General features: G+C 35.1%; 18 protein-coding genes and 1 riboswitch. Of the genes, 15 read left to right on the top strand and 3 right to left on the bottom strand.

What is annotated here, in order from left to right:
• Positions 1-81 precede the first annotated feature (81 nt).
• Genes paaZ through HM984_RS14210 form a run of 4 tightly spaced genes read left to right on the top strand, consistent with a single transcriptional unit; the run spans position 82 to position 4,281 of the window.
• Positions 82-2,583 (top strand): phenylacetic acid degradation bifunctional protein PaaZ, encoded by a 2,502-nt coding sequence (paaZ, locus tag HM984_RS14195; RefSeq protein ID WP_179349656.1) that lies wholly within the window; start codon positions 82-84, stop codon positions 2,581-2,583.
• 2 nt (positions 2,584-2,585) lie between these two features.
• Positions 2,586-3,344, top strand: a complete 759-nt coding sequence (locus HM984_RS14200; RefSeq protein WP_179349619.1) for an enoyl-CoA hydratase/isomerase family protein — start codon at positions 2,586-2,588, stop codon at positions 3,342-3,344.
• Entirely contained in the window at positions 3,345-3,683 is a 339-nt protein-coding gene (locus HM984_RS14205; protein WP_179349620.1) for an avidin-fold protein, read from the top strand.
• Between the two features lies 1 nt (position 3,684).
• Positions 3,685-4,281 carry an acyltransferase gene (locus HM984_RS14210; RefSeq protein ID WP_179349621.1) on the top strand — a complete coding sequence of 199 codons (597 nt, stop codon included), beginning with the start codon at positions 3,685-3,687 and terminating at the stop codon, positions 4,279-4,281.
• A gap of 72 nt (positions 4,282-4,353) precedes the next feature.
• Here HM984_RS14210 and HM984_RS14215 read toward each other — a convergent pair whose 3' ends face one another.
• On the bottom strand, positions 4,354-4,830 hold the full coding sequence (locus HM984_RS14215) for an Lrp/AsnC family transcriptional regulator (protein ID WP_179349622.1): 477 nt from the start codon (positions 4,828-4,830) through the stop codon (positions 4,354-4,356).
• A 201-nt stretch (positions 4,831-5,031) separates the two neighbouring features.
• Between HM984_RS14215 and HM984_RS14220 the strand changes: the two genes are divergently transcribed.
• The 11 genes from HM984_RS14220 to moeB all read left to right on the top strand — a co-directional run bounded on the left by HM984_RS14220 (position 5,032) and on the right by moeB (position 17,511).
• Entirely contained in the window at positions 5,032-6,330 is a 1,299-nt protein-coding gene (locus HM984_RS14220) for a dihydrolipoamide acetyltransferase family protein (RefSeq protein ID WP_371312581.1), read from the top strand.
• 63 nt (positions 6,331-6,393) lie between these two features.
• On the top strand, positions 6,394-7,461 hold the full coding sequence (locus HM984_RS14225) for a branched-chain amino acid aminotransferase (protein ID WP_179349624.1): 1,068 nt from the start codon (positions 6,394-6,396) through the stop codon (positions 7,459-7,461).
• A gap of 280 nt (positions 7,462-7,741) precedes the next feature.
• Complete coding sequence (locus tag HM984_RS14230) at positions 7,742-9,793, top strand: alpha-ketoacid dehydrogenase subunit alpha/beta (RefSeq protein WP_179349625.1); 2,052 nt, start codon at positions 7,742-7,744, stop codon at positions 9,791-9,793.
• 208 nt (positions 9,794-10,001) lie between these two features.
• A riboswitch (TPP riboswitch) is annotated at positions 10,002-10,096 on the top strand.
• Positions 10,097-10,142: 46 nt separating this feature from the next.
• On the top strand, positions 10,143-10,346 hold the full coding sequence (thiS, locus tag HM984_RS14235) for a sulfur carrier protein ThiS (RefSeq protein WP_179349626.1): 204 nt from the start codon (positions 10,143-10,145) through the stop codon (positions 10,344-10,346).
• 30 nt (positions 10,347-10,376) lie between these two features.
• The gene (gene thiC, locus HM984_RS14240) at positions 10,377-12,236 is read left to right on the top strand and encodes a phosphomethylpyrimidine synthase ThiC (protein WP_179349627.1); all 1,860 of its coding nucleotides are present in this window, start codon (positions 10,377-10,379) and stop codon (positions 12,234-12,236) included.
• A gap of 271 nt (positions 12,237-12,507) precedes the next feature.
• The gene (locus HM984_RS14245) at positions 12,508-13,110 is read left to right on the top strand and encodes a thiamine phosphate synthase (protein WP_179349628.1); all 603 of its coding nucleotides are present in this window, start codon (positions 12,508-12,510) and stop codon (positions 13,108-13,110) included.
• Between the two features lie 39 nt (positions 13,111-13,149).
• On the top strand, positions 13,150-13,917 hold the full coding sequence (locus tag HM984_RS14250) for a hydroxymethylpyrimidine/phosphomethylpyrimidine kinase (protein ID WP_179349629.1): 768 nt from the start codon (positions 13,150-13,152) through the stop codon (positions 13,915-13,917).
• Positions 13,907-14,530 (top strand): thiamine phosphate synthase, encoded by a 624-nt coding sequence (gene thiE, locus HM984_RS14255; RefSeq protein WP_179349630.1) that lies wholly within the window; start codon positions 13,907-13,909, stop codon positions 14,528-14,530. Before HM984_RS14250 ends, thiE begins: the two co-directional genes overlap by 11 nt.
• Positions 14,531-14,566: 36 nt before the next feature.
• Positions 14,567-15,337: a thiazole synthase gene (locus HM984_RS14260; RefSeq protein WP_179349631.1), complete on the top strand. Its 771-nt coding sequence runs from the start codon at positions 14,567-14,569 to the stop codon at positions 15,335-15,337.
• Between the two features lie 3 nt (positions 15,338-15,340).
• Positions 15,341-16,462 (top strand): 2-iminoacetate synthase ThiH, encoded by a 1,122-nt coding sequence (thiH, locus tag HM984_RS14265; RefSeq protein WP_179349632.1) that lies wholly within the window; start codon positions 15,341-15,343, stop codon positions 16,460-16,462.
• Positions 16,462-17,511 (top strand): HesA/MoeB/ThiF family protein, encoded by a 1,050-nt coding sequence (moeB, locus tag HM984_RS14270; RefSeq protein WP_179349633.1) that lies wholly within the window; start codon positions 16,462-16,464, stop codon positions 17,509-17,511. Before thiH ends, moeB begins: the two co-directional genes overlap by 1 nt.
• A 207-nt stretch (positions 17,512-17,718) precedes the next feature.
• On the opposite strand, the gene HM984_RS14275 is transcribed toward moeB, so the two are convergent.
• Both HM984_RS14275 and HM984_RS14280 read right to left on the bottom strand, forming a co-directional pair.
• On the bottom strand, positions 17,719-17,910 hold the full coding sequence (locus HM984_RS14275) for a cold-shock protein (protein ID WP_020895249.1): 192 nt from the start codon (positions 17,908-17,910) through the stop codon (positions 17,719-17,721).
• A 121-nt stretch (positions 17,911-18,031) separates the two neighbouring features.
• On the bottom strand, positions 18,032-19,930 hold the full coding sequence (locus HM984_RS14280) for a SulP family inorganic anion transporter (RefSeq protein WP_179349634.1): 1,899 nt from the start codon (positions 19,928-19,930) through the stop codon (positions 18,032-18,034).
• Positions 19,931-19,948: the final 18 nt, after the last annotated feature.

Here is a 19,948-nt window from a genome sequence, read left to right on the forward strand (position 1 = left end):
TTAATGATAATTCTTAGTTGTAGTAAACAATAAAGTTTTGTCATTCCTGCGCAGGCAGGAATCCACTATAAAGTAAAAATGATGAATAAAATACAGCATTACGTTCAAGGACAATGGACAACAGGTAAAGAAGAAGGAACACCAATTCTAGATGCAGTTACTGGCGAAGCTTTTACTAGCATCGCTATTGAAGGATTAGACGTTCCAGAAATTCTAAACTACGGAAGAACAAAAGGAGGAGAGGTCCTTCGAAAAATGACGTTCCAAGAACGTGGAAATATGCTTAAAAGTTTAGCATTATATCTTACGAAAAGGAAAAATTCATTTTACGAATTAAGTTATAGAACGGGAGCAACCAAAGTAGATAGTTGGATCGATATCGAAGGTGGTTTCGGAAACTTGTTTGCAAACGCTTCCTTACGTAAACTTTTTCCAAATCAACCGTATCACGTAGAAGGTGATGCAATAGATTTATCTCGTGGCGGACGCTTTATGGCACATCATATTATGGTGCCTAAAAAAGGGGTTGCGGTACATATTAATGCCTTCAATTTCCCGGTTTGGGGAATGTTAGAAAAATGTGCCGTAAACTGGATGGCTGGAGTTCCTGCTGTGGTTTTACCAGCACCTTCCACTTCTTATTTAGCCGAAGCTGTTGCCAAAGAAATAATCGCCTCCGGTATTTTACCAGAAGGCGCATTGCAAATTATAAACGGAACCGTAAAAACCATTTTAGATACGGTAGAGTCTCAAGATGTTGTCACTTTTACGGGTTCTGCAAAAGTAGGACGTTTATTAAAAGCGCATCCGCAATTGATACAAGAATCTGTGCCATTTACCATGGAAGCCGATTCTTTAAATGCATCGATCTTAGGAGAAGATGCCGTTCCTGGAACACCAGAATTCGACTTGTTTATTAAAGAAGTCCGAAAAGAAATGACAGTTAAAGCAGGACAAAAATGTACTGCAATACGTCGAATTATTGTTCCGCAAAATTTAGTAGAAGATGTACAATCTGCCTTGTCAAAAGCTTTAGATAAAGTAACTATTGGAGATCCAAGATTGAAAGAAGTTAGAATGGGATCTTTAGTAAGTCATCAACAAGTACAAGCGGTTAGAGATTCTGTAAATGATTTATCCAAAGAAGCACAAATCGTTTATGGAAGTTTAGATCAAATAAACACCATTGGAGCAGATGTTAAAAAAGGTGCTTTTATTAGTCCGATTTTATTACGTTCTGATCATCCTTTTGAAAATACAATAATTCACGAACGTGAAGCCTTTGGTCCAGTAAGTACAATAATGCCTTATAAAAACTTAGATGAAGCGATTACTTTAGCTCAAATGGGTAAAGGGTCGTTAGTATCTTCAATTGCCACAAATGACGATAAGATTGCTAAAGAGTATGTAATTAACGCAGCATCTCATCATGGTCGTATTATGGTTGTTAATCGAGATATGGCAAAGGAAAGTACAGGTCATGGTTCTCCATTACCATATTTAGTTCATGGAGGTCCTGGACGTGCTGGAGGAGGAGAAGAAATGGGAGGAATGCGTGGAATAAAACATTATTTACAACGTACAGCAATCCAAGGTTCGCCAACAACAATTACAGAAATTACTGGGATTTACCAGCAAAATGCAAAATATAAGGAAGCAGAAATGCATCCATTTAAATACCATTGGGAAGACATCCAACCAGGGATGTCTATGAAAACCCACAGACGTACATTTACAGATACAGACATTATCAATTTTGCTAACGTCACTTGGGATCATTTCTATGCGCATACAGATATTACATCTTTAGACGGAAGTATTTTTGAACAAAGAACTGCACATGGTTATTTTATTATTTCAGCTGCAGCAGGATTATTTGTATTTCCAAATAAAGGACCAGTTTCAGCAAATTACGGACTAGAAGAATGCAGGTTTTTAAGGCCGTTATATCACAACGATACTATTTACGTACGTTTAACGTGTAAGCAAAAAGTAGATAGAGATGTCGCTTCAGCAGAACATCCTAGCGGAATTGTAAAATGGTATGCCGAAATTTTTGATGCAAATACCGATGAGAAAGTAGCATTCGCAACAGTCTTAACTATGGTTCAGAAAAAGCAAGAAGTTTTAACTGAAATGACTGAAGATAAAATCAACGCATGTCTTTATGCATTAAAAGAAGATGCAAAACCTAAATGGGGAATTATGACACCTCAACACATGATTGAACATTTAGAATATACCTATAAAATTGCATCTGGTGAAATTCAAGATTTTGAAATTGCTACACCGGAAAAGATTTTAGATAAAGTACATAATAGTTTATGGAACTTTGATAAGTTCCCAAAAAACTCTCAATTTCCACAATTAGAAAAAGATACTTTAGATACATTAAAGCATCCTGATTTAGCTGTAGCAATAGAAAAGTTTAAAGCACAAAGAGAAAAGTATTTAGCATATTTTAAAGAAAATCCAGAAGCTAAATTAAAGAATTTAGTTTTCGGAGAATTGAATAAATACGAATCGTATTTGTTAGAAAGAAAACATTTGAATCATCACTTTGAACAATTTGGATTAATATAATTATGTCAGAAAAGCAACCATACGTAACATTAGAAATAGAAAACGAAGTAGGATACATAGAGTTTTTCCATCCTGCACACAATTCCTTACCAGGAGATGTATTAGCAAAACTAGCGCAAACCATTACAGATGCAGGAACTAACGACGCTATTAAAGTTGTCGTTCTTAAAAGTGGAGGAGATAGAACTTTTTGCGCAGGAGCTAGCTTCGAAGAACTAATAAACATCAACGACGCAGCAACAGGGAAAGTCTTCTTTTCAGGATTTGCAAACGTAATTAACGCGATGCGTAAATGTCCGAAATTTATTATCGGCCGTATTCAAGGAAAAACCGTTGGTGGTGGCGTTGGATTAGCAGCTGCAACCGATTATTGTATGGCTTCCAAATTCGCAGCTATTAAGTTATCCGAATTAAATATTGGAATTGGACCATTTGTAGTCGGACCAGCAATCGAGCGTAAAATGGGATTAAGCGCCATGTCGCAAATCGCAATAGATGCAAACACATTTTATCCTGCAGAATGGGCAAAACAAAAAGGTTTATTCTCGCAAGTGTATGAAAGTACCGAAGAACTAGATGAAGCTGTAAAAACAACGGCAGAGCATTTATGTACCTATAATACTGAAGCCATGGTAGAAATGAAAAAAGTATTCTGGCAAGGAACAGATCATTGGGATGCATTATTAGCAGAACGTGCCGCAACTAGTGGGAAACTTGTATTAAGTGATTTTACAAAAGAAAAATTAAAAGGATTTAAGTAGATGTTTCATTATAATGATAAAAAATTTAAAGCTGTAAAGAACACTAGCAATGGTGAGACTTCAGAGGAAACTATTTTTCATTATAAGCAAACAAATAATATAATAACAGCCACATATTCTGGAGGCCAAATTATAGAAGGTCATCTTATAGGTTTAGTTTCCAAAGATGGAGAAATAAATATGAGATACCATCAAGTGAATACGAATGGCGATTTAATGACAGGCGTATGCAAATCTATTCCAGAAATGGGTTCCAATGGAAAAATTAGATTACATGAAACATGGCAATGGACCTCAGGAGATAAAAGTAAAGGCAATTCAATAATAGAAGAATTATAATATGATTTACAGTTTTAAAGGCTACACACCAGTGGTTCACGAATCTAGTTTCGTGCATCCATTGGCTGCAGTAACAGGAAATGTCATTATTGGCAGAAACTGTTACATTGGTCCAGGAGCAGCTATTCGTGGAGATTGGGGACAAATCATTTTAGAAGATGGCGTAAATGTTCAGGAGAATTGTACGGTACACATGTTTCCTGGAAAATCTATTACACTTAAAGAAAGTGCACACGTTGGCCATGGTGCCATTATTCACGGTGCGAATTTGGGTAGAAATTGCCTAATTGGAATGAACACCGTAATTATGGATGATGCCGAAATTGGCGACGAATCCATAGTTGGTGCGATGGCATTTGTAAAAGCGGAAACTAAGATTCCAAACCGAAGTTTAGTCGTTGGTAATCCTGCAAAAGTCATCAAGCAAGTTAGTGATGAAATGATTGCTTGGAAAACAAAAGGCACGCAATTGTATCAGCAATTACCAACAGATTGCCACGAGAGCTTAAAAGCTGTAGAACCGTTAAGAGAAGTGCCTGAGAATATGAAAATGCAGGACGATGTTTATAAAACACTTCGCGATACATTTAAAAAATAAGGTGCTGTTACTTCGAGTGATTCCGATTTTTATTGGAATTGTATTGAGAAGCTTTTTATTAATTTTTTATATTTACAAAACAGCACTCAAATCAATCTCATTAGTTTCTTTACTTGTCGATAAAGCAATCAAACTTTGTACATTTCCTAGATAAGGAAGTAGCGTCAATTTTGAAATGATAAAGGTTTCATAAGCTTCAATATCTTCAACGACGAGTTTCAATAAATAGTCAAAATTTCCACTGACCCTGTGGCATTCTACAACTTCCGGGAAGTTATTAATTTCCTTTACAAACTTTTCCAAATAGCTTCGGGTATGCCCTTGCAAGGTAATACCTATAAAAACAGTTAGCTTTAAACCGATTTTCTTATTGTTTAAAACGGCCACATATTTTTCAATATACCCTTCTTTTTCTAATTTTTTAATGCGTTCAAATATTGGTGAAGTGCTCATGCCGAGTTCTTCAGCAATACTCTTAGTCGTTCGATTGCTATTCTTTTGAAGTATAGTGAGTAGTTGTGTGTCTATTTTATCGAGTGTGTGTGGCATGAGAAAATTAGTTGTTTTAAAGCGGTAAAATTAAGGATTAAAAGATAAATAATCTACAGTATTATTTAAATAAAGAATATTATCCTTTTTAAAGGTAAATTAAAAGGTTTTAACAATTGTGTGATTCGATATGCATTATCTTTAATTCTTATAATCCTAAACCATATTAGCTTGATGATTTTTGAATTAAAGATGCCCAAAATGGGCGAAAGTATAACCGAAGGGACAATTATCAATTGGTTAATATCAGAAGGAGACTCTTTCGAAGAAGGAGATATTATACTAGAAGTAGCAACAGATAAGGTTGATAACGAAGTGCCAGCACCAGCATCAGGAACTTTAATGAAAACCATGTTTCAAGCAAAAGATGTTGTGCCTGTTGGAGAGGTTATGGCAATTCTTGAAGTTTCAGAAGAAAAGAAATCGAAAACGGATGTCATTTCGACAGAGCGAGGAACGAGTGACGAGAAATCTCATAGTCAAAAGAAAGAGAAATTTCAAAAAGGACCTAAGCCAGTTCAAAAACCTTCAGGTTCAACTTCAGTTTCAAGTTCATCTTCATTTTCAACTTCAAACACCTTCTTTTCGCCATTAATTATTTCAATAGCCAAAGAACATCACATTAGTTTTGAAGAGTTAGCACGTATTCCCGCTACAGGAAACGAAGGCAGACTTCGTAAAAGCGATGTGTTTCAATATATAGACGAAGGACGACCTTACAAATTCGCACAACCAGTAGCCGAAAAAGATCCAACAGCTTATAGAATTCCACAATTAAACTTCGATAAAGGCAAAGGAAAAGTAATCGAAATGGACAGAATGCGCCAAATGATTGCAGATCACATGGTGTACTCAAAACATACATCACCTCATGTTACTGCTTATGTAGAAGCAGACATGACGAATATGGTAAATTGGAGAAACGCAAACAAAGTTGCCTTTCAAGAAAAGCATGGCGAACGTTTAACCTTCACACCATTATTTGTAGAAGCTGTAGCGAAAGCAGTAAAAGATTTCCCAAACATTAATGCATCGGTAGATGGTAATAACATTATTGTAAAAGAAGATATTAATATTGGTATGGCAACAGCATTACCAAGTGGAAACTTAATCGTTCCTGTAGTAAAAAATGCAGATGCTAAAAATTTAAAAGAGATTGCTAGTAACGTAAACGAATTAGCAGGAAAAGCTAGAGAAAACAAACTAGCAGGAGACGATATAAAAGGCAGCACCTTCACAATTTCTAACGTAGGAACTTTTGGAAGTGTCATGGGAACACCAATTATTAATCAACCAGAAGTTGCCATTTTAGCATTAGGAATAATCAAAAAACGACCAGAAGTTATCACTACTGAGAAAGGAGACCAAATAGCTATTCGTAGCATGATGTACTTATCGCTCTCTTTCGATCATCGCGTAGTAGACGGATTCTTAGGAGGAAGTTTTGTGCGACGAGTAGCCGATTATTTTGAGCAATTTGATATTAATAGAGAAATATAAATTCAGAATTGTCCCCTGAGGGGACTTTAGGGGTGTTTTAAACACTCTAAAAAACATACATATATGAAACCTAACATTTCAGTTACTAAAGTAGAAACATCAAAAGTTGATGCCTTAGACTTTAACAATATTCCATTAGGCACCACATTCACCGATCACATGTTTATTTGCGATTACGAAAACGGAGAATGGGTTAATCCAAGAGTTATTCCTATGGGATTAATTCCAACGCATCCAGCAGCAATGGCTTTACATTATGGACAAGCTATTTTTGAAGGGATGAAAGCTTACAAAGACACCGAAGGCACACCAATGTTATTTAGACCAGAAGAAAATGCCAAACGTTTAAATAAAAGTGCGGATCGTATGGGAATGCCTAATATTCTTGAAGATTTATTTGTAGAAGGACTTAAAGAATTAGTGGGCTTAGAGCACAATTGGATTCCTCCAACCGATGGAAGCGCACTCTATTTAAGACCATTTATGTATGCCGATGAGCCCTTTATTGGTATGCGTGCAGCAACACATTACAAGTTCATAATTATGGCATCACCAGCCGGTCCATTTTTTAGTAACCGTATTAAATTATGGGCAGAAAAGCAATTCATTAGAGCAGCACAAGGTGGAACTGGTGAAGCTAAAGCCGCTGGAAATTATGCAGCAGCCATTCGTCCAACAGAATTAGCAAAAGCCAAAGGTTACGACCAAGTATTATGGTTAGATGCCGCAGAACATAAGTATATTCAAGAAGTTGGTACCATGAATATTTTCTTCAAAATTAATGGGGAATTTATCACACCAGAGCTCGACGGTTCTGTGTTGCATGGCATCACAAGAGCAAGTGTTATAGAGATGTTACGTGCTATGAATTTCACGGTAACAGAACGAAAGATCACTATTGATGAAATTAAAACAGCATCAGAAAACGGGACTTTAGAAGAAGCTTTCGGGACAGGAACAGCCGTTGGTATAGCGTACATTCAAGAGGTTGGATTAGAAGGCGAAACGATTCATGTTTCTGATGAAAGTCCAATTGGATTAGAAGTTAATGACACCTTGAATGCTATTAAAACGGGCAAGCTAGACGACCAATTTAATTGGATGACTAAAGTAGAAAAGGAATTAGCTTAGAGTTATTTGGGTGTTACCACAAGGGTCGGGCTTTTACTACTCGCTCTTTTTGAAAAAAGCAAAAAGGAGCTTCAACAAATTGTTTCAATTGCGAAGCAATCACGATTTCTTATTTATTAAATTAAGAATGAACGAGTAATCCCTAACGCAACACACCCCTAAAGTCCCCTCAAGGGGACAATAGTTCAAAGATTATTCAGAGGATTGTCCCCTTGAGGGGACTTCAGGGGTGTAAAAGGAGAAACATTAAAAAAGATAACCGCTTTCGCGGTCACTAAAGATGAAAAAAGAAACACTAGAAAAAGGATTTTCAAAACTCTGCACAGCAAAAGCAATGGCAGAATTATACGAAGCTAATTTTAAACAAGTTTCAAAATACGTACATGCAACATCTCGTGGACACGAAGCCATTCAAATAGCTTTAGGTTTACAATTATTACCTCAAGATTATGCATTTCCATATTACAGAGACGATGCCATGTTATTATCGTTTGGTTTAGAGCCTTACGATTTAATGCTGCAATTACTAGCTAAAAAAGACGATCCATTTTCTGGAGGAAGAACATACTATTCGCATCCAAGTTTAAAGGATGACGATAAGCCAAAAATTCCACACCAATCCTCTGCAACAGGTATGCAAACTATTCCAGCAACAGGAGTTGCTATGGGAATGCAGTATAAAGAATTACAAGGTTTAGACGATAAAACACTTAAAGATTTACCATTCGTGGTGTGTTCTTTAGGAGACGCATCTGTAACCGAAGGAGAAATAGCAGAAGCGTTCCAAATGGCAGCATTAAAGCAAATGCCAATCTTATATTTAGTACAAGATAACGGTTGGGATATTAGTGCCAATGCAGCAGAAACGAGAGCGCAAAATGCTTTCGAATATGCAGCAGGATTTAAAGGTTTAGAGGCGATCTCAATAGATGGTGCAAACTTTACAGAAAGTTACGAAGCATTAGAGAAAGTCATAGAAACCATTCGTACAGAACGTAGACCATTTTTAGTACACGCAAAAGTACCGTTATTAAATCACCATACTTCTGGTGTAAGAATGGAATGGTATCGCGATGATTTAGAAGAGGCACGTTCTCGTGATCCTTATCCAGTTATTAAAAAACAATTACTAGATGCAGGATTTTCAGAACAAGACGTTTTAGACATTGAAAATTCCGCGAAAGCGAAAGTACAATCAGATTTCGAAAAAGCGTTAAAAGCCGAAGACCCAAAACCTGAAGATTTATTTACAAACGATTTTGTACCAACACCAATTACCGAGGAAAAAGGAACACGTTCACCAGAAGGCGCAGACAAAGTAGTTATGGTAGATTGTGCTTTATTCGCAGTAGAAGAACTGATGAAAAAGCATAAAGAATGTTTGCTCTATGGGCAAGATGTTGGAGGAAGACTTGGTGGTGTTTTTAGAGAAGCAGCAACATTAGCACAAAAATTTGGAGACGATCGTGTGTTTAATACACCAATACAAGAAGCTTTTATTGTAGGTTCTACAGTTGGTATGTCTGCTGTTGGATTAAAGCCCATTGTTGAGGTGCAGTTTGCCGATTATATTTGGCCTGGCTTAAATCAGTTATTTACAGAGGTAAGTAGAAGTTGTTATTTATCTAACGGTAAATGGCCGGTTTCTATGATTCTTAGAGTGCCAATTGGTGCTTATGGAAGTGGAGGACCTTACCATTCATCTTCAGTTGAATCTGTAATTACAAATATTCGTGGTATTAAAATAGCGTATCCAAGTAATGGAGCCGATTTAAAAGGTTTAATGAAAGCAGCTTACTACGACCCTAATCCAGTTGTCATTTTAGAACACAAAGGGTTGTATTGGTCTAAAGTGCCAGGAACGCAAGGTGCAACATCTGTTGAGCCAAGTGAAGATTATGTATTGCCTTTTGGTAAAGCATGGGTTTTACAAGAAATTTGGAAGCAAGAAAATGTAGAAACATTAACTATTGTTACTTACGGAATGGGAGTGCATTGGGCAATGAATGCATCGGAAGAATTAGGGATGCAAGACCAAATTGAAGTGATCGATTTACGTACGTTGTTTCCTCTAGACGAAGACACGATTATGACATCGGTTAAGAAAACAGGAAAGTGTCTTGTTGTAACAGAAGAGCCTTCAAACAATAGTTTTGCAAGAGCATTATCTGGAAAAATTCAAGAAGAATGCTTTAAATATTTAGATGCGCCAGTAATGACTATTGGTAGTGAGAATATGCCTGCAATACCATTAAATTCTACTTTAGAGCAAACAATGATTCCTTCAACTGAAAAAGTGAAAGCTAAGATAGAAAAGTTACTAAACTATTAAGTTTATAATAATCTTGCACACCTAGTTCTGTGTGTAATAAAAGGGATTCGTAATTGGAAAACAATTATGAATCCCTTTTTTTATGACTTCAATTTGCTTCATTTTTATAGAAATAGATTTTAGTTAAAATATGTTTTTCCAAAAAAAGAGAATTCAAAAATAAATTGGAAAGCGTATGGAAGTCGTAAATAATCTTCTATATTTGAGGTGTAAACTTTAGGAGTAGCTATTAAATTAGTTTGAGAAACATCCTTAGAACCTGATTTGGTTAATACCAACGTAGGAAAAAGTTATGTTCGATAAGACATCGAAATACTACCATTCTGGTTTACAGTAATATTTTATAAATATGATTACTATAAAAGTAAACCAAGAAGACCACCACATTTTAGAACACGTAACATTACAACAGTTTGTTGAAAATTTAAAAATTCAAACAAACGGCATTGCTATTGCTATAAATAATACTGTGGTTAAAAAAACAGATTGGTCTTCACGATTACTTCACAATAATGATGATATTTTAATTATAAAATCTACTCAAGGAGGATGATTTTTATTTTAAAAGGAAACCAATTATCAAATGAAGAACAAAGACACAGCTCCAAAGCAAAACGGTATTACAAGACATCCGTTTCCGAATTCTAAGAAAATCTATGTCAACGGAAAAATTCACCCGCAAATTAAAGTTGCCATGCGTGAAATTACATTGAGTGATACGGTAGACTCAATGACAAAAAAGAAAACACCCAACGAGTCCGTAACAATTTACGATACTTCAGGACCTTACACAGATCCAGACAAATCAATAGATGTACATAGTGGTATCGAAAGAATTCGAGAATCTTGGATTAAAGAACGTGGTGATGTAGAGGAATTAGCATCATTCTCTTCAGAATATTGCAACGAGCGTTTAAACGATGCTAGTTTAGATCACATGCGTTTTAAGTTATTAAAGAATCCGCTAAGAGCTAAAAAAGGTCAAAATGTAACCCAATTACATTACGCTAAAAAAGGACTAATTACACCAGAAATGGAGTATATCGCTATTCGAGAAAACCAACGAATAGATGAAATGACAGAGATTAGAAAGCAACACAAAGGCGAACACTTTGGTGCTTCTATTCCAGATAAAATTACACCAGAATTTGTAAGGTCGGAAGTCGCAAGAGGTCGTGCAATAATTCCTTCAAATATTAACCATCCAGAAGCAGAACCGATGATTTTAGGTCGAAACTTCTTGGTGAAAATAAATGCAAATATTGGAAACTCTGCCGTTACCTCATCCATAGAAGAAGAAGTAGAAAAAGCAGTGTGGGCTTGCCGTTGGGGAGCAGATAATATAATGGATTTATCTACAGGAGAAAATATTCACGAAACACGCGAGTGGATTATTCGTAACTCTCCAGTGCCAGTGGGTACCGTGCCAATTTACCAAGCACTTGAAAAAGTAAATGGTGTTGCCGAAGACTTAACATGGGAGATTTTTCGTGATACATTAATAGAACAAGCCGAACAAGGAGTCGATTATTTTACCATTCACGCAGGTGTGTTATTACGTTATGTACCAATGACGGCAAAACGTGTTACTGGGATTGTTTCTCGTGGAGGCTCTATTATGGCAAAGTGGTGTTTAGCACATCATAAAGAAAGTTTTTTATACACACATTTTGAGGACATTTGCGAAATCTTAAAACAGTACGATGTAGCCTTTTCTCTAGGAGATGGTCTGCGTCCAGGTTCTGTTGCAGATGCTAATGACGAAGCACAATTTGCAGAATTAGAAACCTTAGGAGAACTTACGCAAATTGCACGCAAACACGAAGTCCAGTGTTTTATAGAAGGACCAGGTCACGTGCCAATGCACATGATTAAAGAAAATATGGAGAAGCAGATAGAGCTTTGCGACGAAGCTCCTTTTTACACTTTAGGCCCTTTAACTACAGACATTGCTCCAGGTTATGACCATATTACTTCTGGTATTGGAGCCGCAATGATAGGTTGGTACGGTTGCGCCATGTTGTGCTACGTAACCCCAAAAGAGCACTTAGGTTTACCAAATAAAGAAGATGTACGCGTTGGTGTGGTGACGTATAAATTGGCTGCGCATGCTGCCGATTTAGCAAAAGGCCATCCAGGTTCGCAACACAGAGACAATGCGTTGAGTATGGCGCGTTTTGAGTTCCGTTGGGAAGATCAATTTAATTTAGGCTTAGATCCAGAGCGTGCTCGCGAATATCATGATGAAACTTTGCCTGCTGCAGGTGCTAAAATTGCTCATTTTTGTTCTATGTGCGGACCAAAATTCTGCTCAATGAAAATTTCTCAAGAGGTACGCGATTTTGCTGCAGTTAACGATATCGTAGATAACGAGGTTATTGCAAAAGGAATGGAAGAGAAATCTAAAGAGTTCAAAGAAAAAGGATCCGAAGTTTATTTGTAAAATTAGAAGGAAGTTCTCACGCTTTGAAAAAAAAGCGTGGGTGGGCTTTCCGTTATATCTTTTGCTGGTTCTCGATACAAATTTATTCAGGCACAGCATAAATTTACTCGAACTGACAGCAAAAGAATGCCATTATAATTGTATAACACTCACGAGTTCCTATTTAATAAAATAGAATAACTGAGTAATCCCTAACTCAAAATCCAAGTAACCGTCATTACGAGGAGGTACGACGAAGTAATCTTATCTTTTAATATTAAACTAAAAACCTATGATAGTTCTTATCGCACCAGAAAACGATATTCCAAACGAAATAGAAATACTAAACCAATTATTTAGAGAAGGTTTATTGGTGTATCATTTGAGAAAACCAAAGAAAAACTACGAAGAACACGTTGCGTATTTAAACAAAATAGATAAAGAATATCATAACAGGATTGTGGTGCATTATTTTCATGAGTTAATAAACGATTTTAATTTAAAAGGTATTCATTTTCAAGAGCAAAAAAGAATTGACCATATAGATAATCCTGGTCAATATTTCAAAAACCTAAATATGTTTGGTAAAACAATAAGCTCTTCATTTCATGATTTAGAAGTATTAAAAGCGTGTTATTTTGAATTCGATTATCATTTATTAAGTCCTGTTTTTTCTTCAATATCAAAAAAAGGTTATAAGGGAAAAGGTTTTGACGTTAACCATATTGATAAAACAATCATTGGTATGGGTGGTATTAATGCTGAAACGATAGAAGAAACTATAACATTAGGATTTAAAGGAATAGGTGTTTTAGGTGGTGTTTGGAATGCTGAAAATCCGTTAGAGGGTTTTATAAAAATAAAAGAATCATATAATAAACACACCAGTAAATAAGTGTTTTTGAATAACCTATTGATGCTAAATACATAAAAATTGAATCATAAAAACTACATCTTAACAATAGCGGGTTTAGATCCATCGAGTGGTGCTGGAATTACGTCTGACATTAAAACATTTGAAGCGCATGGTTTGTACGGTTTATCCGTGTGTACCGCAGTTACTGTTCAAAACGATATAGATTTTAAAGACTGTATTTGGATAGAAAAAGAAATCATTTTAAATCAGATAGACCTTTTGTTTCGACGGTTTGACATTGCTGTAGTCAAAATAGGAATCATCCAGTCTTGGGACGTTTTATTAGACGTTATTCAAACATTAAAAAAACTAAATCCAACTGTAAAAATAGTACTAGACCCTGTTTTAACAGCAAGTGCAGGTTTTAGTTTTCATAATAAACAAGATTTAAAAGTTTTAGAAGAAGTTTTAAAAAATTGCAATTTTATTACACCAAATTATGAAGAGATTGAAGCCTTGTTCCCTGAGAAATCTATAGAAGACACTATCGATTTTATTTCAGAAAGAACAAATATCTACTTAAAAGGAGGTCATAGAACAGATAAAAAAGGGTGGGACGAAGTCTATTACAGTAAAATAGTAAAACTAAACATTCCGCCAATTGCAGAAACCGTTTTTCAAAAGCATGGAAGCGGTTGTGTTTTATCGTCAGCATTGGCTTCTAATTTAGAAAAAGGAATGAACATAGAAGATGCTTGTAAAAATGTAAAATGGTATACCGAACAGTTTTTAAATTCAAACAACACCTTGCTAGGAACACATAAATACACAGAAAATGCTAAGTAAACTACATTATATTTCTCAAGGCAAAACACCGCAAGATCATCTAGAAAATATACAGAAAGCATGTGAAAACGGAGCAGAATTGGTACAGTTGCGTTTAAAAGAAATGGCACTAGATATCATTTTAGAAACTGCAGAAAAAGCTAGAGAAATCACCACTCAATTTAAAGTGAAGCTAATAATAAATGATCATTATAAAATAGCTAAAACCGTAAAAGCAGACGGTGTTCATTTAGGAAAAACAGATACATGTCCATTAATAGCTAGAGCCTATTTGGGAAAACAATATCTAATTGGAGGCACTGCCAACACTTTAGAGGATTGCAAAGTTCTAATAGAAAAGGAAGTGGATTATATTGGTTTAGGACCTTTTCAGTTTACAGAAACTAAAAAGAATTTAAGTCCAACTTTAGGAATTGAAGGTTACAAGCAGTTAATAGGAGCGTTAAAAACAGACACGCCTATAATCGCTATTGGTGGTATTTGCATGGAAGATGTTTCGGCAATTATAAACACAGGTATTTACGGAATAGCCGTTTCGGGAACAATAACTAAAGATTTTACAAGTATTTCTAAGTTTTATGAAATCTTAAATTCATCAGAAGTAAAAGCATAAGCAGTCTTATTCTAACATAGATTCAAAAAAGTAAAAATGAATAACATATTAAAAATAGCAGATAAAGAATTTACCTCTAGATTATTCACCGGTACAGGAAAGTTTAGCTCTTCAGAATTGATGAAAGACGCTTTGTTGGCTTCCAAAAGTGAACTCATAACAGTTGCTTTAAAAAGAGTCGATGTTCAAAATAATGAAGATGATATTTTAAGGCATTTAAAACATGCTCATATTAATTTATTGCCAAACACATCTGGTGTTAGAACCGCAAAAGAAGCTGTTTTTGCAGCAGAATTATCAAGAGAAGCTTTAGGTACTAACTGGGTTAAATTAGAAATTCATCCAGATCCTAGATATTTATTACCAGACCCTATAGAGACTTTAAAAGCGGCTGAAGCATTAGTAAAATTAGGATTTGTAGTGATGCCTTACATTCATGCAGATCCTGTATTGTGTAAACGGTTAGAAGATGTGGGAGTACAATGTGTTATGCCATTGGGAGCACCTATAGGAAGTAATAAGGGATTAAAAACGCAAGATTTTTTAGAGATTATTATCGAGCAATCTAATGTACCTGTTATTGTAGATGCAGGTATTGGCGCACCATCGCATGCAGCTTATGCCATGGAATTAGGTGCAGATGCTGTCTTAGTAAATACGGCAATTGCAGTGTCTAAAAATCCGGTAGCTATGGCAAAAGCTTTTAAAATGGCTGTGGAAGCTGGTAGAATGGCGTTTGAAGCCAAACTAGCACCTATTAAAAATAAAGCAGAAGCTAGTAGTCCGTTAACGAGTTTCTTAAACTAAAATATGGCAAATTTCATAGAACTTTTCGATACTTATAATTGGGATAACACACTGAAAAGCATTTTCAGTAAAACGACCGTTGATGTAGAAAATGCTTTGGCAAAAGAAAAGCTGGATTTAGAAGATTTTAAAGCCTTAATTTCTCCTGCTGCAAAACCATTTTTGGAACGAATGGCACAAAAAAGTAGCAGGCTTACTAAAAAACGATTTGGGAATACTATACAGATGTACGCACCAATGTATTTAAGTAACGAGTGCCAGAATATTTGTACGTATTGCGGATTTAGTATGACTAATAAAATACCAAGACGCACATTAACCGATGCTGAAATTTTAAAAGAAGTGGCTTTTTTAAAAGCAAAAGGATATGACCATATCTTACTAGTGACAGGTGAAGCCAATAAAACGGTAGGCGTCAATTATATTAAAAACGCGATTAAAATAATACGTTCTCAATTCTCGAATATTACTATAGAAGTACAGCCTTTAGATCAAGATGAATATGAGTTGTTAATTGAAAACGGATTGTACGCCGTGTTGGTATATCAAGAAACGTATCACAGAGAAGAATATAAGAAACACCATCCAAAAGGAAAGAAATCTAATTTTAATTACCGTTTAGATACACCAGATAGATTAGGGAAAGCAGGCGTTCATAAAATTGGATTAGGTGCTTTGTTTGGTTTGGAAGATTGGCGTGCAGATAGTTTTTTTACAGCCTTACATTTAAAATATTTACAGAAAACATACTGGAAAACAAAGTACTCCATTTCATTTCCAAGGTTGCGGCCGCATTCTGGAGGTTTAGAACCAAAAGTAGAAATGACCGATAGTGATTTGGTGCAGCTAATTTGTGCTTTTCGTTTGTTAGATGAAGATATAGAATTATCTATGTCTACAAGAGAAAACGAAATATTTAGAAATAATATTGTGCAATTAGGTGCCACTTCAATTAGCGCAGAATCTAAAACAAATCCAGGTGGTTATACTGTAGAACCACAATCGTTAGAGCAGTTTGAAATTTCCGATGAAAGAAGTACAGAAGAGGTCGTGAAAATGTTGAAAAGTCAAGGATTAGAAGTAGTTTGGAAAGATTGGGAACATTTTGAGGAAATACAGAAATAATGAGCCTTACCATAGAAGAAAGAAAGCTATACAGTCGTCATCTTATTTTAGATGAAATAGGAGAAGTCGGACAATTAAAACTCAAGCAAGCAAAGGTTTTAGTTATTGGCGCAGGTGGTTTAGGTTGTCCTGTTTTGCAATATTTAACAGCGGCAGGTGTTGGAACTATTGGTGTAATTGATCATGATGTAGTTGATCAAAGTAATTTGCAGCGTCAAATTTTATATACTATTAATGATATTGGTTTGTCTAAAGCTGAAACTGCTGCTAAGCGATTATCTCAATTAAATCCGTTTGTGCTTTTTAATACTTATAACGAAAAACTAACACGTGAAAATGCTATTGCTTTATTTACTAATTATGATATTATAATAGACGGAAGTGATAATTTTTCAACGCGATATTTAACAAATGATGCCGCAGTAATGACTAACAAGCCTTTAGTTTATGGTGCTATTTTTAAATTTGAAGGACAAGTTAGTGTCTTTAATTATTTAGGAAGCGGAACTTATAGATGCTTATACCCAACACCTCCAAAACCAGAAGATTCTCCCAATTGTTCAGAAATAGGAGTTTTAGGAGTGTTGCCTGGAATCATTGGGAGTTTACAGGTAAATGAAGCCATTAAAATTATTTGTGGTATTGGAGACGTGCTAACGAATAGGCTATTATTATTTGATGCTTTAAATCTGAATCAACAAATATTGGGTTTTGAAAAAGACGAAACTTCAGAAATTATGGCTTTAGAAAAAGATTACCATTTTTTCTGCGGAATTACTTCAACTAAAGAAATCACGCTAGATGAATTAAATAAAAACAAGGCAAATTATAACTTATTAGATGTTAGAGAAATTCCCGAAAGAGAGAGGTATCATATTGGTGGACAACATATTCCTTTAGGGCAGTTATCAAAACGTTTTCAAGAAATTGATATTACTTTACCTATTGTAGTTTATTGTAAATCAGGTAAAAGAAGTCATAGAGCCATTTCTTTTCTGAAAGAGCAATTCGATAAAGCTATTTTTTACAATTTAAAAGAGGGGTTATAGTCGAAAATTTAAAGCGTCGTTTTATTAAAACGTTATCTCGAAAAAATAGAAGAACTAACTATGGATATTCAGAAGTTATGATAATTGGTAGTTCAAATAGGTCTACTGATCACTTTAAATAAATTCTAAAATGTATTTAACTATTGAACATAAAAAAGCCTATCTAAAAGACAGGCTCTATACTTAAAAAGGTTGTAAGGTATATAATTATATAACTTTTACATTAACTGCGTTTAATCCTTTTTTTCCTTCTGCTAAATCGAATTCTACATTATCACCTTCTCTAATCTCATCGACTAAACCAGAAATATGTACAAAATGCTCTTTGTTGTTCCCTTCTTCTGTTATGAATCCAAAACCTTTAGAGTCATTAAAAAATTTTACTGTACCAGTACTCATATTAAAATATATTAAATTAAGCTGCAAATATAAGGTAATTAATTGAAATTCAATTAATTTAATGCAGTTATTTTTTACGATAGTAACTATCTCTGTTATTAATGTTTATCTGTTAAGAAAATTAAACATTATACTCAGATAAAGGTCTTGTAAATTTTTCAGGATCAGCCGCTAAATGGTAACGTGGATCGTCGATAGCTTCAACGATAACATCTTTAAATTTAGGACTCGCTTTATACAGTAATATCTTACAATCTTCACTTAAGTGTTTTAGTTTGATTGTTTTTCCTTCAGCCTGGTATTTTTCAACAATAATAAAAATGGCTTCAATAGCAGAGTGATCCGAAATACGAGCTTCAACAAAATCAATCTCTACATGATCTGGATCATTTTTAATATCGAATTTCTCATTAAAAGCGGTTATACTTCCAAAGAATAAGGGGCCCCAAATTTCATAAGTTTTAGTTCCATCTTCTTGAATACGCTTACGTGCTCTAATTTTCTTAGCATTTTCCCAAGCAAAAGATAAGGCAGAAATAATAACACCAACAAATACCGCAATGGCTAAGTCGAAGAAAACAGTAACTACCGAAACAATAACAAGTACAACGGCATCTGATACAGGTATCTTCTTCATGATTCGGAAACTAGACCAAGCAAATGTTTCAATAACCATCATAAACATCACACCGACTAAAGCTGCAATTGGCACTTGCTCAATATATTTATCAGCAAATAGGATGAATGTAAGTAAGGTTATTGCCATCATTACACCAGACAAACGGCCTCTACCACCTGCATTAATGTTAATTACGGTTTGTCCAATCATACCACAACCACCAGTACCTCCAAAGATTCCGCTAAGCATGTTTCCAGAACCTTGAGCAATACATTCTCTATTTCCATCACCTCTTGAGTCTGTTAATTCATCTACAAGGTTCATGGTCATTAAAGTTTCAATCAAACCTACTGATGCCGCTAAAAAGGCATAAGGCGCAATGAATTTTAAAGTGTCTAAGTTAAATGGCAAATGACTCCAAAGTTCCGCAAGGTTGAGTTTGCTAGACAATTCATCAAAGCCATTTAAACCTGCGCCACCACCATCTCTAATAAAATCACCAACATTAATAGACTGAAGCCCTCCAAAAATGGAAATTAAAGTCACGATTAAAATCGCCGTCAATGCAGCAGGCATTTTTTTTGTTAATTTAGGTAGGCCCCAAATTATGAACATGGTTAGGAAAACCAAACCAATCATGATGTATAGTTTCTGACCTTCCATAGTAGACTTTACAACTCCGTTGTCTCTTACAGAATAGAAGCCATCGTCTTTAATGTTAAAAACAACTTGTTTAGTATTTATATCGTAAACTTGATTGTCCGATATAATAAAAACGGCTTCACCTGTGCTGATATTGGTTATTGATTCTTCATTAATTGAAAATATTTTGGTATCAGAAATTAAATCTTTAACGGAATTATCACTTAAATTGTAAACCCGTTCTTTTGAGACGGTTTTGCGCATGTTTTGTCCAAAAATATCCTTTGTATTTTCTTTAAACATCCCAAGTTGTGCCAAGAAAATGACAATAGCTAATCCGTTTACAAACCCTAACATTACGGGATGTGGAATTAAACGTACAAATTTACCAAGCTTAAAAACGCCTGCTAATATTTGAATGAATCCCATTAAAACAACAGCGGCTAATAAATAGAAGTAGCCCATGTTATCCACAGGTGTATCAAATAAAAGACCTTTAGCGTGTCCTTCTTGAATCATGTGAACAAAAATAACAGCAACCGCACCAGCCGCTCCAGAGATTAATCCTGGTCTTCCACCAAAAAGTGCAGAGATGATTCCAATTATAAAAGCACCAAAGAGGGCTACAATTGGACTAATTTGAGCAACAAAAGCAAAGGCAACTACCTCTGGAATCATTGCTAGTGATACCGTGATACCTGCAAGAATATCATTCTTAGGGTTTTGCGTAAAATTTTTAATGGTTTTTTGACCGAGCATAATACTTTTTATTTGTAA

The organism is Winogradskyella pacifica (assembly GCF_013403915.1).
GTDB lineage: Bacteria > Bacteroidota > Bacteroidia > Flavobacteriales > Flavobacteriaceae > Winogradskyella > Winogradskyella pacifica.